This is a genomic window from Streptomyces asiaticus, from assembly GCF_018138715.1.
Classification (GTDB): domain Bacteria; phylum Actinomycetota; class Actinomycetes; order Streptomycetales; family Streptomycetaceae; genus Streptomyces; species Streptomyces asiaticus.
The window spans coordinates 3,993,623-4,011,144 of record NZ_JAGSHX010000006.1; the positions used below are offsets into that span (position 1 = coordinate 3,993,623).

15 protein-coding genes are annotated in these 17,522 nt (G+C 72.1%); 5 read left to right on the forward strand and 10 right to left on the reverse strand.

Translation table 11 applies throughout. The features are described from left to right. Window positions 1-59 precede the first annotated feature (59 nt). Entirely contained in the window at window positions 60-875 is an 816-nt protein-coding gene (locus tag KHP12_RS24230; RefSeq protein WP_051573569.1) for an ABC transporter ATP-binding protein, read from the forward strand. Then, window positions 872-2,557 carry a transporter gene (locus KHP12_RS24235; protein ID WP_210609433.1) on the forward strand — a complete coding sequence of 562 codons (1,686 nt, stop codon included), beginning with the start codon at window positions 872-874 and terminating at the stop codon, window positions 2,555-2,557. Before KHP12_RS24230 ends, KHP12_RS24235 begins: the two co-directional genes overlap by 4 nt. 131 nt (window positions 2,558-2,688) lie before the next feature. On the opposite strand, the gene KHP12_RS24240 is transcribed toward KHP12_RS24235, so the two are convergent. Next, the gene (locus KHP12_RS24240) at window positions 2,689-3,033 is read right to left on the reverse strand and encodes an SH3 domain-containing protein (protein ID WP_086886203.1); all 345 of its coding nucleotides are present in this window, start codon (window positions 3,031-3,033) and stop codon (window positions 2,689-2,691) included. Window positions 3,034-3,211: 178 nt separating this feature from the next. Continuing rightward, window positions 3,212-4,399, reverse strand: a complete 1,188-nt coding sequence (locus tag KHP12_RS24245) for a lactate 2-monooxygenase (RefSeq protein WP_086886202.1) — start codon at window positions 4,397-4,399, stop codon at window positions 3,212-3,214. 132 nt (window positions 4,400-4,531) lie between these two features. Between KHP12_RS24245 and KHP12_RS24250 the strand changes: the two genes are divergently transcribed. Beyond that, a complete protein-coding gene (locus tag KHP12_RS24250; RefSeq protein ID WP_244203465.1) occupies window positions 4,532-5,179 on the forward strand; it encodes a hypothetical protein in 648 nt (215 codons plus the stop codon). Window positions 5,180-5,247: 68 nt separating this feature from the next. Here KHP12_RS24250 and KHP12_RS24255 read toward each other — a convergent pair whose 3' ends face one another. Together KHP12_RS24255 and KHP12_RS24260 are read right to left on the reverse strand one after the other, a co-directional pair. Further along, on the reverse strand, window positions 5,248-6,117 hold the full coding sequence (locus tag KHP12_RS24255; RefSeq protein WP_037958352.1) for an alpha/beta fold hydrolase: 870 nt from the start codon (window positions 6,115-6,117) through the stop codon (window positions 5,248-5,250). Window positions 6,118-6,846: 729 nt separating this feature from the next. After that, entirely contained in the window at window positions 6,847-7,539 is a 693-nt protein-coding gene (locus KHP12_RS24260; protein ID WP_037958355.1) for an iron-dependent transcriptional repressor DtxR, read from the reverse strand. 152 nt (window positions 7,540-7,691) lie between these two features. Between KHP12_RS24260 and KHP12_RS24265 the strand changes: the two genes are divergently transcribed. Beyond that, window positions 7,692-8,447, forward strand: a complete 756-nt coding sequence (locus KHP12_RS24265) for an SIS domain-containing protein (protein ID WP_037958358.1) — start codon at window positions 7,692-7,694, stop codon at window positions 8,445-8,447. Window positions 8,448-8,562: 115 nt separating this feature from the next. Here the strand turns inward: KHP12_RS24265 and KHP12_RS24270 are convergent, their stop codons facing one another. Together KHP12_RS24270 and pdxH are read right to left on the reverse strand one after the other, a co-directional pair. After that, window positions 8,563-10,125, reverse strand: a complete 1,563-nt coding sequence (locus KHP12_RS24270) for a PAS domain-containing protein (protein ID WP_086886201.1) — start codon at window positions 10,123-10,125, stop codon at window positions 8,563-8,565. Window positions 10,126-10,636: 511 nt separating this feature from the next. Continuing rightward, complete coding sequence (gene pdxH, locus KHP12_RS24275) at window positions 10,637-11,338, reverse strand: pyridoxamine 5'-phosphate oxidase (RefSeq protein ID WP_037958364.1); 702 nt, start codon at window positions 11,336-11,338, stop codon at window positions 10,637-10,639. A 351-nt stretch (window positions 11,339-11,689) separates the two neighbouring features. On the opposite strand from pdxH, the gene KHP12_RS24280 reads away from it, so the two are divergent. Further along, entirely contained in the window at window positions 11,690-12,793 is a 1,104-nt protein-coding gene (locus tag KHP12_RS24280) for a citrate synthase 2 (protein ID WP_037958368.1), read from the forward strand. Window positions 12,794-12,884: 91 nt separating this feature from the next. Here KHP12_RS24280 and KHP12_RS24285 read toward each other — a convergent pair whose 3' ends face one another. The 4 genes from KHP12_RS24285 to KHP12_RS24300 all read right to left on the reverse strand — a co-directional run bounded on the left by KHP12_RS24285 (window position 12,885) and on the right by KHP12_RS24300 (window position 17,329). Further along, window positions 12,885-13,553 carry a TetR/AcrR family transcriptional regulator gene (locus KHP12_RS24285; protein WP_086882753.1) on the reverse strand — a complete coding sequence of 223 codons (669 nt, stop codon included), beginning with the start codon at window positions 13,551-13,553 and terminating at the stop codon, window positions 12,885-12,887. Then, complete coding sequence (locus tag KHP12_RS24290) at window positions 13,550-14,401, reverse strand: enoyl-CoA hydratase family protein (RefSeq protein ID WP_244202929.1); 852 nt, start codon at window positions 14,399-14,401, stop codon at window positions 13,550-13,552. Before KHP12_RS24290 ends, KHP12_RS24285 begins: the two co-directional genes overlap by 4 nt. A gap of 113 nt (window positions 14,402-14,514) precedes the next feature. Next, window positions 14,515-16,098: a 4-coumarate--CoA ligase family protein gene (locus KHP12_RS24295; RefSeq protein ID WP_086882755.1), complete on the reverse strand. Its 1,584-nt coding sequence runs from the start codon at window positions 16,096-16,098 to the stop codon at window positions 14,515-14,517. A gap of 70 nt (window positions 16,099-16,168) precedes the next feature. Then, window positions 16,169-17,329: an acyl-CoA dehydrogenase family protein gene (locus KHP12_RS24300; RefSeq protein ID WP_086882756.1), complete on the reverse strand. Its 1,161-nt coding sequence runs from the start codon at window positions 17,327-17,329 to the stop codon at window positions 16,169-16,171. Between the last annotated feature and the right edge of the window lie 193 nt (window positions 17,330-17,522).

Consider the following 17,522-nt stretch of genomic DNA (forward strand, 5'->3'; position numbering starts at 1 on the left):
GACCGGCCCCCGCGTGACACGTCAGTGGGACACGTCCCACGGGAGAACGGGGTGAGCCGGTGCCGCAGGAGCAAGCAGCAGACAGCACACAGCCACAGTCGTCCCGGGCCGCCGCCGTGCGGGTGAGCGGCCTGTGGAAGAGCTACGGGGAGCAGATCGCGGTCGCCGGGATCGATCTGGAGCTGCCCGCCGGGCAGTTCATCGGGCTCGTCGGCCCCAACGGTGCCGGTAAGACCACCACGCTTTCGATGATCACCGGGCTGCTGCGCCCCGACAAGGGGACCGTGGAGATCGGCGGCCATGACGTCTGGCGGGATCCGGTCGAGGTCAAGGCGCGGATCGGGGTGCTGCCCGAGGGACTGCGGATGTTCGAGCGGCTCTCCGGCCGGGAGCTGCTCACCTACACCGGGCGGCTGCGCGGGCTGCCCGGTGCGGAGGTCGACCGGCGCGCCACCCAGCTGCTGGACGTCCTCGATCTCGCGGGCTCCCAGAGCAAGCTGGTCATCGACTACTCCACCGGTATGCGGAAGAAGATCGGACTGGCCGCCGCGCTGCTCCACAACCCCGAAGTCCTCTTCCTCGACGAGCCCTTCGAGGGCGTCGACCCGGTCTCCGCCCAGACCATCCGCGGCGTCCTGGAGCGCTACACCCGCTCCGGCGCGACCGTCGTCTTCTCCAGCCATGTCATGGAGCTGGTGGAGTCGCTGTGCGACTGGGTGGCGGTGATCGCGAGCGGGCGGATCCGGGCCCATGGCCCGCTGGCCGAGGTGCGGGGCGACGCACCCTCCCTCCAGGACGCCTTCCTGGAACTGGTCGGCGCCAACCGGCGCCAGGCGGGCCAGAGCCTCGACTGGCTGGGCGGCGGCGCCCGATGACGCTCACCGACCCGCTCGACGCCAAGGGCCCGCTCGGCACCGCGGCGCCCGCCCCGCCCGCCGTCCCCACCGGCTCCCCCACCCCCGTCTTCGTCTCCCTGAAGCTGGCGCTGCTGCGCAACGGGCTGCGCCAGTCCAGCGGCCGGCGGGCCGCGTACCTCACCTCGCTGGTGATGGCCATGCTGTTCGCCGTGTTGCAGCTGCTCGGCCTGGTGCTGCTGCGCGGTACGAACCACGTCGACGCTCTGGTCACGCTGTTGACGGCGGTGCTCGCGCTCGGCTGGGCGGTGATGCCGCTGTTCTACCCCGGCGGTGACGAGACCCTCGACCCGACCCGGCTGGTGATGCTGCCGCTGCGGCCGCGCTCGCTGATCACCGCGCTGCTGGTCTCCTCGCTGATCGGCATCGGCCCGCTGTTCACCCTGACCCTGGCGGCCGGTTCGGCGATCGCCGTCGCGCACGGGACGGCGGCCGCGGTGGCGGCGGTCCTGGCCGTGGTGCTGACGGTGCTGGTGTGCGTGGCGCTGGCCCGCGCCGTCGCCACGGCCAACACCCGCCTCCTCACCAGCCGTAAGGGCCGCGATCTGGCGGTGCTCAGCGGTCTGTTCGTGGCGATCGGCGCGCAGTTCGTGAACCTCGGGGCCCAGCAGCTCGGCGGTAAGAACGGCCTGTCCGTGCTGGAACCGGCGTCCGCGGTGCTGCGCTGGGTGCCGCCCGCGGCGGCGGTGGACGCCGTCCAGGGCGTGAGCGACGGCGCCTACGGGGTGGCAACGGCCCAGTTCGCGCTCACCGTCGCCGCGTTGGCGCTGCTGATGTGGTGGTGGCGCTCCACCCTCACCCACCTGATGACCACGCCGGACTCCTCCACGATCCAGGCGGCGGCGCCGCGCGAGCGCCGGTCCTCCGGCGCGGCCGACACCCCGGACGCCTCGGGCCCGTTCGCCCGGCTGCTGCCCTCCGGCCGCACCGGCACGGTGCTGCTGCGGACGCTGCGCTACGCCGTACGGGACCCGAAGACCAAGTCGGCGTGGGTCACCTCGCTGGGCGTCGGCCTGCTGCTGCCCTTCATCACCGCGGCCCAGGGCAACGGCTCGATCTACTGGGCCTGCTGGGCGTCGGGGATGCTCGGCATGCTGATGTACAACCAGTTCGGCCAGGACACCTCCGCCTTCTGGATGGTCGCGCAGACGATCTCCTCACCCCGTGACGCCTATCTGGAGCTGCGGGGCCGTGCGATGGCGCTGCTCCTGGTCGCGGTGCCATACGTGGCGGTGGCGGTGCTCGGCTGCGCCGCCGTCCTGAAGAACTGGTCGGCCGCCCCCGAGGCGCTCGGGATCGCCCTGGCGCTGCTCGGCTCGATGCTGGCGACCGGCGCCCTGACCTCGGTGCTGGCCCCGTACTCGATTCCGCAGGACAGCGGCTACAAGAACGTCGTCCCGGCGCAGGCGGGGATCGCCTGGCTCAGCATCCTCGGCGGGATGATCGCGGGTTCCGTGCTGTGCGCGCCGGTGCTGGGCCTGACGATCTGGCTGCATGTCTCCGGGACGCACGGCTTGCTGTGGGTGGTGTTCCCGCTGGGCGCGCTGTACGGCGCGGCGATCGCGGAGGCCGGCCTGCGGGTGGCGGCGCCACGGGTCGCGGCGCGACTGCCGGAGATCCTGGCGGCGGTCAGCAAGGGGTGACGACGCGGGCGCGAGCGCGGGCGGCGGGGCCGGGGGCGAGCCCCGGCCCCGCCGCGTGCCGTCGTACGAAACCTCCGGACCCGACCGCCGCGCACCCGACCGCCGCGCACCCAACTGCCGTAACGTTCCGGCTAGTCGAGGTACTTGCTGTACACCCAGCCCCTGGTCCCGGCATGAATTCCGGTCGTGGTCCGCTTGAGGATCTTTCCGTAGGACCAGCTGTTCTCAAAGCCCCGGGTGCGGCAGAAGTACCGGAAGGAATCCCCTCGGTAAAGCGTCCCTATAGCGCGGTACCGCTTTCCCGGACCGGTGCGGAATCTGGCGCCACTGGTCGAGACCTTGAAATTGACATCCGGGGAATTGAACTGGCACGCCGATGACCCCACCGCCGACGCCGTTGGCGCCAGGGCGATGAAACCGCCCAGCATCAGCGCCGTCGAGAGCACGACCATCGAGGCTTTACGTTTGATCTTCACGCGACCACCCCCCGTGATCAGTAAATTCATTGCGCGTCAAGGAGCGTAGCACCCGTCAATCCGGAAGCTGAGGACCCGGTAAAACCCCAACGGCCGCTCGGCGAGTCGCCGATGGACCGGTGCGGCTGACAAGTTGAAGGCCGGGTGCCGCTGACAAGTTGAAGGCCGAAGGGAATTGTCAGCCGAGCGCCTCCGGAGTCAGCCCCGCGGCATCGGTATGGCCCGACAGCGCCAGCGTCAACTCGAACTCGGCCAGCAGCGCGCGGATCACATGCTCCACCCCCGGCTGCCCGTCCAGCCCGAGCCCATAGGCATACGGCCGCCCCAGCAGCACCGCGCGAGCGCCGAGGGCGAGCGCCTTGAACACATCGTCACCGGTGCGCACTCCACTGTCGAAGAGCACCGCCAGCCGGTCGCCGACCGCCTCCACCACCCCCGGCAGCGCGTCGGCCGCCCCGATCGAGCCGCCCACCTGGCGGCCGCCGTGGTTGGACACGACGACGCCGTCCATCCCCGCGTCCGCCGCGCGCCGGGCGTCGTCGGGGTGCAGCACCCCCTTCAGCACGATCGGGCCGTCCCAGTGCTCGCGCAGGAACACCAGGTCCTCCCAGGTCTTCCCGGGGTCGCCGAACAGCTGCACAAAGTGCAGCACCGCGGCGTCCCGGTCCTCGTGGACCGGCTTGGCGAGCCCGGCCTGGAACGCCGGATCGGTGAAGTAGTTGGCGGTGCCCACACCGTGCAGGAACGGCAGATACGCCTGGTCGAGATCGCGCGGCCGCCAGGCCAGCAGCGGAGTGTCGAGGGTGACCACCAGGGCCGTGAAACCCGAGGACTTGGCGCGGCTCAGAAAGCTCCTGGTGACCTCGCGGTCCTTGCCCCAGTAGAGCTGGAACCACCGCTCACCGTCGCCCATCGCCTCCGCCACCCGCTCCATCGGCGTACTGGAGGCGGAGGAGAGGATGAACGGCACGCCCTGCGCCGCGGCGGCACGCGCCGCCGCGCACTCGGCGTCCGGGTGCATGATCGACAGCACTCCGATCGGCGCGAGCGCGAGCGGCGCTGGCAGCCGGGTGCCGAACAGCTCGACCGAGAGATTCCGCCGCCGTACGTCACGGAGCATCCGGGGCACGATCCGATGCCGGTCCAGCGCCGCCCGGTTGGCCCGCTCGGTGCTGCCGACGCCCGCGCTGCCCGCCACATAGCCCACCGGCCCCGGCCCCAGCCGCGCCTCGGCCAGCTCCTCGAGCCGGGTGAGATCGGCGGGAAGCCGGGGAACGGCGCCGGTCATCCCGTTCAGATAGATCTCGTACTGAAATGCCGCCCAGTCCTTGCCGGGTTCCGGTTCGGTGCTGTCGCCACCGATCATGTGCTTCCCTTCGCCTGTCCATTACTGGTCAATTTCCCATTGTTGTAAGGGAGTAGAGGACTCGTAGGATCGACGAACCGTCGATCGCGTTCAAGAGATCACACCGGAACGCGATGAGGTCACGTTCCCGCATTGGAGTTCCACTTGCCGCTGACCAAGACAACGTGGCTGCTGCGCGCCGGCGCGCCCGTTGCCGTACTGGCTCTCGCCCTGACCGCGTGCGGACCATTCGGCGAAAAGGACGATACCTCCGAGAACGCGCGGCACACTTCCCGCTCGGGTGTCACCGATGGTCACCGGAGCGGTGCGCAGAAGGTCGGTATGCGATCGGACGGTGAGCCGCCGCTCCGGCCGGGCCAGACCGGTACGCGTGCGTTCAAGGAGGACACCGGGGTCGAGCCCACCTATCGGATCGCGGCGCAGAAGGTCGACATCGGCACGGCGGCCGAGGCGAAGGCGCTGGTGTCGAACCCCGCGGACGCCGAGGGCAAGGTACCCGCGGTGGTCTATGTGAAGTACACCCATGTGCGCGGGGCCACGGTGAAGGAGTATCCGCGGGTCGGGGACTACGCGGAGGTGTACGCGGACGGGCGGCGCGGAGCGAAGGTCACCGGCACTGCCGGACGGCCCAAGGGGTGCGCGGACTCGGATGAGATCAAGAACTGGAGGAACGGGCAGAGCTATCTGCTCTGCAACACCTTCCTGATCCCCGCGCGGGCGAGGTCGGTCAAGGTCATGTGGACGGAGATCGGCGGCAAGCCGTTCGTCTGGACGTTCTGAACGGGGCGTCTGGACGTTCTGAACGCGGCGCCGAATCATCGGGGTTGAGCCGCGCAGGGCCTGTGCGGCTAGACGGGCAGGACCGAGGCCAGGAAGGGCTCCACGGCGCGGCGCCAGCCGTCCGGCTGGTCGTAGTGGACGAGATGGCCCGCGTCCACCACCTCCGCATACTGCCCCCGGGGCAGCACCCGGACCATCTCCTGCGCCTCCGCGCGGCCCAGCTCACCGTCCAGCCCGCGCACGACCAGGGTGGGGCACTCGACCAGCGCGAGCTCCTCCCAATGGGCGTCATGGACCCAGCTGTCACGGACCTTCAGCATCTGACGGCAGGAGAACGCCGGGCGCCAGCCGTCCGAGCGCTCGGCCATGACCTCCGCGAAGAAGTCGCCCCGGGGCGGATTCGGGCGCTCCAGCGTCGGATCGTCCTCACCGAACCACTTGCGCACATCGGCGAGCGTGGCGAACGGCACCGGCCAGGAGCGGAACCAATCGGCCCACTCGCGCTGCGAGGCGGCGCCGAGGGCCGAGGCCCGCATATCGCAGATGACCAGCGCCCGGACCAGATCGGGGCGGCGGGCGGCGAGCTGCCAGGCGGTGAGGGCGCCCATGGCGTGGCCGATCAGGGTGACGGGGGCGAGGCCGAGCTGCTCCACGGCCGCCTCGGCGTCGTCCACATAGGTGGAGCGGCCGAACGGCCCCTCGGCCGGCTTCTGACTGCGGCCGTGGCCGCGCTGGTCGAGGGCGACCGCCCGATAGCGGGTGGAGAGCCATCGGGCCGTCTCCGCCCAGTGGGCGGCCCGGCCCAGCAGCCCATGGAGCAACAGCACTCCGGGGCCCCGCGCTCCCTCGCGGCCAGCGCCTGCCTTGGGCGGATCGGTGAACTCCCAGGCGGCGAGTCGCACGCCGCCGGCCCCGCTCACCTCGATACGTCGCACCATGTGGTCTGGCACCTCCAGCCCTCTCTCGAACGCCCTCACAGTATCGAACTCATATTCGAACACGGGGCATTGCCGTTCAACACCCCTCGTTCGAGTGACCGTGCTCGGGGATTGATCGTCTGCGCCCTGGGGAGACAGCTAGCGGGAGGCGGACTGCTCGGGGAAGGGAGTCCGCGGGGGACGACCCTGGGAGCTCGGGGCTCCGGGTCACCAGGGCCCCGGGTCGCACCGGCCGCGTCCGCGCGGTCCGTGCGACCCGGGGCCCAGCGGGGGGACATGGGGAAGCGGGGCCCCGGCACCTGACGGCACCGGGGCCCTCGCTCGAGAACACCCCCTCGGCGGCACAGCCCATCGGGCCCACCGGACCCCCTCCCCTGACGATCCGAGCGTCAGCGACAGCGTCGCACGCGGCGGCCCGGCCCGCTCGGTTTCTGTCGACTCCGGTATCGGGAAAATCCGTCGTCGCAGGTCGTGACGGCCGAATGGCTTGAACCGGGTGTATCGGTCAGCGTGTCGAGGCGAGGGAGGTTGTGCGGGGGTGTATTCGCGCGGCGTCGGGAAGGAAGGTCAGCGCGGTGTCGGAAGCGAGGTCCGCGCGGTGTCGGAAGCGAGCTCAGCGCGGTGTTGAAGGCCAGGTCAGCGCGGTGTCGGAAGCGAGCTCAGCGCGGTGTTGAAGGCCAGGTCAGCGCGCTGTTGGGAAGCGAGGTCAAGGAGCGAGGTCAGGGAGCGTCAGCGCTTGGCCACGAAGACATGCGAGGCGATCTCCGCCTCCAGCTCCGCCGCCTCACCGCTGCTGCCGACCAGCACCCCGCCCGCCGACTCGGTGACGCTCACCACGGAGCCCGGCTGCACCCCGGCCCGCCGCAGGGTGTACATCACCTGGGCGTCGGCCTGGATGGGCTCGCCGATGCGGCGCACCACCACCGTCTTGCCCTCCGAACCCGGCTCCAGCTCGCGCAGGCTCACCATGGACTCGTCCAGGAACGGATCGGCCTCGGCCTTCTCGCCCAGCTCCTCCAGGCCCGGAATCGGGTTTCCGTACGGCGACTCGGTCGGATGGCGGAGCAGCTCCAGCACCCGCCGCTCCACCGCCTCGCTCATCACATGCTCCCAGCGGCACGCCTCGGCGTGGACCTGCTCCCACTCCAGCCCGATCACATCGACGAGCAGGCACTCCGCGAGCCGGTGCTTGCGCATCACGCGGGTGGCCAGCCGACGGCCCTCCTCGGTCAGCTCCAGGTGACGGTCGCCCGCGACCGTGACCAGCCCATCGCGCTCCATCCGCGCCACTGTCTGGCTGACCGTCGGACCGCTCTGCTCGAGCCGCTCCGCGATCCGGGCGCGCATGGGGACCACGCCCTCCTCCTCGAGCTCGAGGATGGTTCGGAGATACATCTCCGTGGTGTCGATCAGTCCGGACATGCGTGCCCCTCGAAGTGTCGTGCGGTGGCCCTCAACCAATTCTGACGCATCCCACCGACAACGGGGCCGAGTCGGCCCCTTCCGCCACGAGGGACCGGGCTGCTATTCACAGCGTCATGATCGAAACCCCCCACAGGGAAGGCGACGCGTTGATGAGCGAGTCCAAACCGGCCGGGCGATTCTTCGACGCGGCCATCGGCCTGCTGCGGCAGGTGCGGGACGAGGAGGGCGAGCATATCGCCGCGGCGGGCACCCTGATCGCCGATACCGTCGCCGCGGGCGGCCGCCTCTTCACATTCGGCGCCGGGCACTCCTCCCTGCCCGCGCAGGACGTCGTCTACCGCGCGGGCGGGCTCGCGCTGATGAACCTGCTGCCGGTGCCGGGCGCGGTGGGCGTGGACGTCGTCCCCGCCACCCTGGGCAGCGCGCTCGAACGCGTCGACGGGCTCGCCACGACCGTCCTCGACAGCAGCCCGCTCCGGGCCGGGGACCTGCTGATCGTGATCTCGCTGTCCGGGCGCAACGCCCTGCCCGTGGAGATGGCCATCAGCGCGCGGGAGCGCGGCATCAAGGTGATCGGGTTGACCTCGGTCGGCTACGCGACCGGCACGACCTCGCGCAACCCTTCCGGTGGCTTCCTCAAGGACCACTGCGACCTGGTCGTCGACAACAAGATCGCGGTCGGGGACGCGGAGCTCACGGCGGACGGCGTCGGCGCGCCCTTCGCGCCCGCGTCCACCGTCGTGACGAGCGCGATCATGCAGTCCATGGTGGCGGCCGGGATCGGGGAGCTGGCCGAGCGCGGGATCGAGCCGCCCATGCTGAGGTCGGGGAACGTGGACGGCGGGCACGAGTGGAACCGTAAGGTGATGGCCGAATACGGGGACCGGATCTTCTACCGCCGATGACGGTCCGCCGCCGGTGCTCCACTGCCCGGTGCCCCCCGTGGGCACCGGGCGCGCGCCGGTTCCGGGTGCCGCGTCAGCGCCGCCCGGCACGCCGCCAGCACCGCCCGGCACGGCGTCAGCGCCTGCGTACGGCCAGGTCCACCGAGGCGGCGACCCGGGCCGCGACGTCCTCCGCGTACGTCGCGTCCGTCCGGTCGAAGCCCCGGCGGCTGGAGGTGCGCAGGAAGGTGACCACGCCGAGGGTGCGGCCGCGGCTGCGCAGCACCGCGCACAGGCCGTGCACCGCGCCCTCCGGCCATTTGCGGGTCGCCGCCCACTGGACCGCCCCCGACTCGTCCGAGCGTCTCGCGCTCGCCCGTACCGAACCGCAGCGCTCGACCGACTGGAGCGCCGGATGGCCCTCCGGGTAGGCCAACGGGATGCCGCCCGGGACGACGGGCGGGCAGGGGCCGGGGGTGCCGGTGGGCGTGGCCGCCGCCCGGACCAGCCGGATCCGGTCGGCCGGGGCGCCCGGCGGCGGGTCCAGGACCAGGTCGATCAGGGCGTGGTCGGCGAAGCCGGCCAGCGCGAAGTCCAGGTGGACCGAGGCGGCCTCCATCGGGTCCTCGCATTCGGCCGCCGCCCGCGCCGCCCGGTGCAGCTGGTTGCCCCGGAAGCGCATCCGGGCGCTCTCCTGCTCCTGGCCCTTCGCCTCCGTCACGTCCTGGAAGATCCAGGCCACCCCGAGCGGCGCCGGCTCCTCGGTGAGCGGTGAGGCCAGCCGGAGGAAGCCGCTGCGCCAGCAGCGGCGGCGCGCCGCCGCCCCGGTCTCGCCGCGGTCGGTGCCCTCGCCGCGCACGGCCTCGTCGTCGTCGAGCAGTTCGTAGCGGACACCCTCCGCGCCCTCGAGACCGTCCGCCGCGTCGGCGTCGGTGTCGGTGTCCCGCAGCGTCACCCACAGCTCGGTGGGCGCCGGGGGCGCGCCCTCCGCCAGGACGTGCTGGAGCGCGGCCTCCGCCTCCTCCACACCCTGGTCCAGGAAGTCGCCCAGCGGCCGTCCGGGCGCGGCCTTACGGGTGGTGCGCAGCGCGCCCGCCGCGTTGGCGTTGACGACGGCCACCCGCAGATCCGCGTCGACCAGGACCACGTTCCACGACGCGTCGTCCAGCAGCGCCTCGCTCAGCGCGATCGACCGCTCCAGGTCGACCTGGGCGTGCACCTCGCTGAAGGCGCAGTACACCCCGGCCGGGCGGCCGTCCGCGCCCGGCACCCCCGAGGACTGGGTACGGACCAGGACCCGGCCGCCGTCCTTGGTCAGCAGCGCGAACTCGTGCACCCGGCGCCCCGTGGCGCCCATGGCCTCCGTAAGGCGCGCCTCGACGTCCCGGGCGTCCCCCGGGCGGGCCGCCCAGCCGCCCAGCCCCTTGCGGCCGACCGCCTCCGCCGCCGTCCACCCGAGGATGCGCTCGGCCTCGTGGTTCCAGTGGGTCACCGTGCCGTCGGCGTCGAACGCGCACAGGGCGGCGTCCATCCCGTCGAGCAGCGCGGCGAGCAGTTCGGAGTCGGACCGCTCGGGGCCGTCCGGGCAGTCGGGGTGGCCGGACGCCGACGGGGCCGCGCCCGGCTGTCCCGGGACCCCCCGCGAGGACCGGGCGGAACGCGCTGGACGTGCGGGTTCGGAACGTTGTGAAGCGCTCACCTGACACCCCTTGCTGGACGTGGCTGTCTGTGGTGGGGCACGTCGGACATTGAACTCGAACGTGACGCGCGCCACACCGCATTCGTCGAAATCGTTGCCTCACGGAAATTCGCTTGTGTGTGGCAGGAGGGGGTTCTTAGTGTGGCGGTACACGAGAAGGGAGGTGGTTCGGCAGATGTATGAAATCCGGACGCGTGAGGTGACTGCGGGCTAGCAGTCCGTCGTCGCGCTCAGCGCATTCGCCGGACTTGCGCACCAGAGGTGCGCGGCCGGCCAATCCCAAGCAGTCACCCGACCCGCGGGTCGCCGGTACGTCCGACCGGCCCCCTACCGCCTCAGGGCGTCAGGGGAGAGACCCGCGGGTTGTCCGCGTTCTGAGGGCGTTCTGCGTACTCAGTGCGTTCTGCGTACTCAGTGCGTTCTGCGTGCTCAGGGCGCTCTACGTCCTCAGGGCGTTCTACGTGCTCAGTGCGTTCTACGTGCTCAGGGCGCTCTACGTCCTCAGGGCGTCCTACGGGTACAGCCGCTCGACCCGCCAGCCGCCGCCCTCCTCCTCGGGCAGCCGGACATACCGCAGCCGGTCGTGCAGCCGGTTCTCCCGGCCCTGCCAGAACTCCACCGCCTCCGGCACCACCCGGAACCCGCCCCACTCCGGCGGCACCGGCACCTGCTCGCCCGGTGGATAGCGGTCCGCCAGCTCCTCGTACGAGCGGTCCAGCTCCTCCCGCGAGCCCACCACCGTGGACTGCGAGCTCGCCCACGCCCCCAGCTGCGAGCCGTGCGGCCGGGTGCGGAAGTACGCCGCCGTCTCGTCACGCCCGGTGCGCCGCGCGGTGCCCGTCACGATGACCTGCCGGGCGATGGGGTGCCAGGGGAAGAGCAGGCCGACCTGCGGGTTCTCGCCCAGCTCACGGCCCTTGCGAGAGCCGTAGTTGGTGTAGAAGACGAAGCCGCGCTCGTCGAAGCTCTTCATCAGGACCGTGCGGGAGCTGGGGCGGCCCTGCGCGTCGGCCGTCGAGACGACCATGGCGTTCGGCTCGAACAGCCCGCTGCCGACGGCGTCCTCGAACCACCGGGTGAACTGCCCGAACGGATCATCCGCCAGATCCGCCTCGTCGAAGCCGGCCGCGCGGTAGTGCTCGCGCATGGCGGCCGGGTCGTACGTACGCGCGGAGGAAGCCGAGGGCTCCGAGTCAACGTGAGGCACGGGCATATCTTGCAACATCATCGGTCCGTCGCACGGGCGGCCCCGGAAGAGCGCTCTCCCTCCCCCGCCCCGGCACCCCGTAACCCTCCCGCGATCCGGAGGGGATGTGCCACTTCTCACGCTTCCCCATGGGCAGCGCACGCACCAGACTGAGCGGACCACGCGCCACCCGTTCGGCGCCTGGGCAGGCACCACCCCCCGTGTCCCGGAGGTCACTCCCCGCCACGGTTGGGTGACCACCACCCGCACGGGGCACATCACGGAGTGACCGGTACGGACCGCGAGCCGTGTCAGGCGGCCGCGTAACCGTTCCGGCATCGTCCGCCGCCGACCGTCGTCCGCATGAGGAGCCGCCTGATGTCCGACTTCGTACCCGGACTCGAAGGAGTCGTCGCGTTCGAGACGGAGATCGCCGAACCCGACAAGGAAGGCGGCGCGCTCCGCTACCGAGGCGTGGACATCGAGGACCTGGTGGGTCACGTCTCCTTCGGGAACGTCTGGGGGCTGCTGGTCGACGGCGCCTTCAACCCGGGGCTGCCGGCCGCCGAGCCGTTCCCCATCCCGGTCCACTCCGGGGACGTCCGGGTCGATGTGCAGTCCGCGCTGGCCATGCTCGCGCCCGTCTGGGGCCTCAAACCACTGCTGGACATCGACGAGGAGCAGGCCCGCGAGGACCTGGCGCGCGCGGCGGTGATGGCCCTGTCCTACGTGGCCCAGTCGGCCCGCGGCCAGGGGAAGCCGATGGTGCCGCAGCGGGAGATCGACAAGGCCGAAACCATCGTGGAGCGCTTCATGCGGCGCTGGCGCGGTGAGCCGGACCCCAAGCACGTGGCCGCCGTCGACGCGTACTGGACCTCGGCGGCCGAGCACGGCATGAACGCCTCCACCTTCACCGCCCGCGTCATCGCCTCCACCGGCGCCGATGTCGCCGCCGCGCTCTCCGGCGCGGTGGGCGCCATGTCGGGGCCGCTGCACGGCGGCGCGCCCTCCCGGGTGCTCGGCATGATCGAGGAGATCGAGCGCACCGGGGACGCCACCCGCTACGTCAAGCAGGCGCTCGACCGGGGTGAGCGGCTGATGGGCTTCGGCCACCGGGTCTACCGCGCCGAGGACCCGCGGGCGCGGGTCCTGCGGCGCACCGCCAAGGAGCTGGGCGCACCGCGCTTCGAGGTCGCCGAGGCGCTGGAGCGGGCCGCCCTGGACGAGCTCCACAACCGCAGGCCGGACCGTGTGCTGGCGACGAACGTGGAGTTCTGGGCGGCCATCGTGCTGGACTTCGCGGAGGTCCCGGCGCCCATGTTCACCTCGATGTTCACCTGCGCCCGTACGGCGGGCTGGAGCGCGCACATCCTGGAGCAGAAGCGGACCGGCCGTCTGGTGCGGCCGTCGGCCCGGTACGTCGGCCCCGGCACGCGCAGCCCGCACGAGGTCGACGGCTACGGGGACACCGCCTCGCGGTAGGCCCGCTCGCGATAGAGCCACTCGCGGTAGGCCAGCTCGCGATAGAGCCGCTCGCGATGGGTCCGCGCGCGACAGGTCAGCGCGCGACAGGTCAGGAGGCGGCCGGGGCGGGGTGGTCGTGGGCCGGGTGGTCGCCGGCCGGGTGGTCGTCCGGGTCCTTCTGGGCCAGGATCCCCTCCAGGATCCGCGACCACTGGGCCACCACCCGCTCCCGGCGGTGCCGGTCGTCCGTCAGCAGGTTGGCCAGGCCGAGGCCCCGCCCCATGTCGAGCAGGCCCTGGACGGCCTCCCGGACGCCCGGCACCGACTCGTCGGCGCCCAGCAGCTCCACCGCGATCCGATGCGTCTCCCGGCCGATCTTCGCCTCCAGCGCGCTCACCCGGGCGCCCAGCTGCTCCTCGTACGAGGCCGCCACCCACAGCTGGAGGGCGGCCCGGAAGAGCGGGCCGGTGTAGAGGGTGATCAGCGCCTCGACCACCGCGGGGACGCGGCCCTCCCGGTGCGGGGCGGGGAGGGCGCGCAGCTCCGCCGAGCGCTCCTCGGCGACATGCTCGACGGCGGCCGTGAAGAGGTCCTCGCGGGTCGGGAAGTGGTGCTGGGCCGCGCCCCGCGACACCCCGGCCCGCTCGGCGACCACCGCGACCGTGGAACCGGCCCAGCCGCGCTCGGCGAGGCATGCCACGGCGGCCTCCAGCAGCCGCCTGCGGGTGGCGCGGCTGCGGTCCTGCTTGGGGTCGCGCAATGCCGTACGGGGGGTCATCGGGACGCCCCGGCGGGGCCCGTGTTTCCTGCGGCCCCCTCGTCCCCCGCGTCCGGTATCGCCTCCGTGTCCGGTACCGCCTCCGCGTCGGACGCCGTCTGCCGCACCCACGCCGGATCGCGCCGCTCCAGGAACGACGTCATGCCCTCGCGCGCCTCCTCGGAGGCGAAGAGGCGGGCCGACAGCGCGGCCAGCGCCTCGCCGTCCCGGTCGAAGGCGCGCAGCACATCGGCGGTCACCAGCCGCTTGGACTCGGCCAGGCCCCGCGGGGAGCCCCGGCGCAGCCCGTCGAGGACCGGCGCCAGCGCCTCGTCCGCGTCCCCCTCCGGATCCGCGAGCGTGACCAGCCCGATCCGGGCCGCCTCGGCGGCGTCGAACCGCTCACCCGTGAGGTAGTAGCGGGCCGCCGCGCGCCGGTCCAGCCGGGGCAGCAGCGGCATCGAGATGACGGCCGGGGCGAGGCCGAGCCGGGCCTCGGTGAAGGCGAAGCTGGCGCCGCGCCCGGCCGCCGAGATGTCGCAGGCCCCGAGCAGCCCGAGCCCACCGGCCCGTACGTGCCCGGTGACGCGGGCGACCACCGGCTTGGGCAGCTCCACGATCGACCGCAACAGATCCACGAGACCGGACGCCCCGGACGCCGAGGGCGGTTCGCTCAGATCCGCGCCCGCGCAGAAGGTGGTGCCGGTGTGGGTGAGCAGCACCGCCCGCACACGATCGTCCCGCCCGGCCGCCGCCAGCGCCTCGCGCAACTCGGCGACCAGACGCGAGGAGAGGGCGTTGCGGTTGTGCGGCGAGTCCAGGGTGAGGGTGGTGATCCCGCGCGCGAAGGCGGACCGTACGAAGGGCATAGGTGCTTCGGCCGTAAGGCCGTCGCTCGTGGAGCCGTCGGCCGTAAGGCCCTCGTCCAGCGGGCGGTCGGTCAGCGGGCGGCCGGCCGTGGGGCCGGCCGTGGGGCTGTCGGTCATGGGGCGGTCGAACTCCTTTCCCTGGCGCGCAGTTCACGCCTGAGGATCTTGCCGGTGGCCGAGCGCGGCACGGCGTCCGTGAACTCCACACGGCGCACCTTCTTGTACGGGGCCACCTGTCCGGCAACGTAGGCGATCAGGTCGTCCTCCGAGATCCGGGTCCCGGGCCTGGGCACCACATACGCCTTGGGGATCTCATTGCCCGCCCCGTCCGTCACCCCGATCACGGCGGCGTCGACGACGGCCTCATGCGCGAGCAGCACGGCCTCCAGGTCGGCCGGGGCGACCTGGTAGCCCTTGTACTTGATCAGCTCCTTCACCCGGTCCACCACATACAGCCAGCCGTCCGCGTCCACATGCCCGACGTCACCGGTGTGCAGCCAGCCCTCGGGGTCGATCATCGCGTCGGTGTCCTCGGGACGGCCCAGGTAGCCCTTCATCACCTGCGGTCCCCGGATGACGATCTCGCCGTCCTCGCCCACGGCCACGTCCGTGCCGCCGTCCGGGTCCACGATGCGCATCTCGGTGCTCGGGAGCAGCTTTCCGACGGTCCCGGGCGGGGCGTTCTTCGCGTCGCGCGGCACCAGATGGGAGCCCGGGGACAGCTCCGTCATCCCGAACGCCTGAAGCAGCGGCGGTACGCCGAGCCGCTGGGCGCACGCCTCCGCGAGCCGGGCGTCCAGCGGGGCCGCCGCGCTCAGCACATACCGCACCGACGACAGGTCATGGCCGTCCACGGCCGGGTGCTTGGCGAGCGCGAGCACGATCGGCGGGGCCACATAGAGCGCCTGGGCGCGGTGCTTCTCGATCGCCGCGAGGAAGGTGTCGAGTTCGAAGCGGGGCAGCACGATCACGGTGCCGCCGTTGCGGAGCGGCGCGTTCATGAGCGCCGTAAGGCCGTAGCTGTGGAAGAACGGCAGGACGGCCAGCACCCGCTCCCCCGGCCGGTTGGGCACCAGCGTCTCCACCTGCGCGAGGTTGGTGGCGACGTTGCGGTGGGTGAGCATCACGCCCTTGGGGGTGCCGGTGGTGCCGGAGGAGTACGGCAGGACGGCGATGTCCTCGGCCGGGTCGATCTCCACCACCGGTTCGGGCGCGGTGCTGCTCAGCATCGAGCGCAGCGAACGGTGGCCGCTCGCCTCGTCGCAGACGAAGATCTCCCGTATCCCGCCCGCCCGTTCGGCGGCCTGCCGCGCCACGCCCAGCAGCGCCGAGACGGTGATGATCCACGACGCGGCCGCGTCCCGTAGCTGCTTGGCGAACTCCTCCGGCGTCGCCAGCGGATGCACCGTGGTGACCGCGGCCCCGGTGCGGGTGGCGCCGTAGAACGCCGGTGGGTACATGATCGAGTTGGGGCTGTGCAGGGCCACCACATCGCCCTTGCGCACCCCCGCCTCGGCCAGCGCGGCCCCGATCCGGCGCGACGCGCGGTCCAGCGCGGCATAGCTCAGGGCCGCCCCGGTCACGCCGTCCACCAGCGCGGTCAGGTCGCCGAACTCCTCGGCCGGGCGGGCCAGTACGGCGTCGTGGATGGGCAGATCGACGGGCGGTACATCGGGATACTCGCTGCGCAGCACCATGGCCGCTCCCCTCAGCTCTGATGGACCTACCTGTCCGTTCTGCCCTACCCGCGTACGGCTTGAAGCCCGCTCAGTACGACTTGGGCAGACCCAGGGTCTGGTGGGAGACGTAGTTGAGGATCATCTCGCGGCTGACGGGGGCGATCCGGGCCACCCGGGCGGCCGTGATCAGCCGGACCAGCCCGTACTCGGCGGTCAGGCCGTTGCCGCCGAGGGTGTGCACGGCCTGGTCCACCGCCTTCACCGCGGCCTCCCCGGCCGCGTACTTGGCCATGTTGGCGGCCTCGCCCGCGCCCGCGTCATCGCCCTCGTCGTACAGGTACGCCGCCTTCGCCATCATCAGCCGGGCCAGCTCCAGCTCGATATGGGCCTGGGCGAGGGGGTGGGCGATCGCCTGGTGTGCGCCTATGGGCTCCTTCCACACCTGGCGGGTGCGGGCGTAGTCCACGGCCTTGTCGAGCGCGTAGCGGCCCATCCCCAGCGCGAACGCCGCCGTCATGATGCGCTCCGGGTTGAGCCCCGCGAACAGCTGGAGCAGCCCGGCGTCCTCGTCGCCCACCAGCGCGTCGGCGGGCAGCGTCACGTCGTCCAGCACCAGCTCGAACTGCTTCTCCGCGGCGGCCAGCTCCATGGGGATGTGGTGGTGGGAGAAGCCGTGGGTCTCGCGCGGGACGATGAACAGACAGGGCTTGAGCTTCCCGGTCCTGGCGTCCTCGGTGCGGCCGACGATGAGAACCGCGTCGGCGTTGTCCACACCGGTGATGAAGACCTTACGGCCGTTGAGTATCCAGCCGCCGCCCTCGTCCCGGCGGGCGGTGGTGGTGATGCGGTGCGAGTTGGATCCGGCGTCGGGCTCGGTGATGCCAAAGGCCATGATGACGCTGCCGTCGGCCAGGCCCGGCAGCCAGCGCTCCTTCTGCTCGGCGGTGCCGAACCGGGCGATGACGGTGCCGCAGATGGCGGGCGAGACGACGAGCATGAGCAGCGGGCAGCCCGCCGCACCCAGCTCCTCCAGGACGATGGACAGCTCGGTGATGCCACCGCCCCCGCCGCCGTACTCCTCGGGGAGGTTGACGCCTAGGTAGCCCAGCTTTCCTGCCTCGGCCCACAGTTCGGCGGCCCCGTCGCCCTCCTGGGGGCCGCCCGGGGCGTGTCCCTTGGCGAAGGACGACACCGCGGCGCGGAGCGCCACGCGCTCCGGGGTGTCCACCGGCGTGTGCGAGCTGGTCATGGACGGCTCCTCCCACGTGCGTGCGTTGTGCGGGCCACGTGCGCTGTGCTGTGCGGGCCCCTTGCGGTGCGTTGCGCGGTCCGGCTGTGCTGCGGTGCGTCGCGGTCCCACGCGGCCCGTACGGAGTGGTGTGCGAGCTGTGCGGCCCGTACGGACGGTGTGGCCCGTACGGACGGTGCGGCCCGTACGGACG